This is a genomic window from Bartonella sp. AA74HLJMH (assembly GCF_042197045.1).
Lineage (GTDB): Bacteria > Pseudomonadota > Alphaproteobacteria > Rhizobiales > Rhizobiaceae > Bartonella.
Window position 1 is genome coordinate 1 of record NZ_JBHIRJ010000124.1, and the last position, 793, is coordinate 793.

General features: G+C 35.4%; 1 protein-coding gene. It reads right to left on the reverse strand.

Going from position 1 to position 793, the window contains the following annotated elements; translation table 11 throughout:
- Window positions 1-279: 279 nt before the first annotated feature.
- A partial coding sequence (locus ACFINH_RS10120; protein ID WP_375633040.1) for a DUF3987 domain-containing protein occupies window positions 280-793 on the reverse strand: 514 nt, incomplete at its 5' end.

Genomic DNA, 793 nt, shown 5'->3' on the forward strand with positions numbered 1-793 from the left:
GATAGGTTTTGTCTGTTTTTAAAACCCCCAAAACACCTACAAAACCCTCTTAGATATATATTAAAAATTGTATTTATGTGTTATGTTTAATATAGGTTGTTTATTTGAAAGATTAACTTATTGAAATATAATAACTTTTATTTTTGACTAAAAAATATATATAAAGGGGGGGTAAAAAGACCCCCCAAAACCCCCATACCCCCCCAAAACTAATGATGGGGAGTGCTTTAAAGGTTCACTGTTATATTGTTTAATGTTTTATAAGATTTCCAAATTGCCTCAGTGTGATGTCTTATGACTTTTCACTAAAGGGTGCCGTTCATAACGTATGGTAGGTCGACCGCCTTGGGAGTTATTCTCTCCAGAGATTTCACGAATATAGTTACAACGACATAAAAGCTCTAAAGCTTGCTTAACGGTTTGATTGTCTGTTAAATATTTCCAATCACGTTTATAAACATCCCTTGCTGTAAAAACATCGGGTAAACAATCACAGCGTTCAACAATTAATTTTGCACGCTCTGCTGTTAATGTATCCCCCGCCGCATAAAGTCTTTTGACATGACTTAACAGATATTTTTCCCAACGCAAGGCTGTTGTAATGGCATAGAGACCAATTTCTAAACCACCACTATCAAGAAGTTCAAAAATTAACGCAAGGCTTGCTATGGTCTTTGGCATTTTTAAAAGATGCGATTGTAAGCTTTCTGAGTGAGTACCTCCTTTTGCCTCTTTATGAAGATGCTCGAACCATTCATAAAACTTCACTTGTGCTTTAGGAGAAAAACGCATA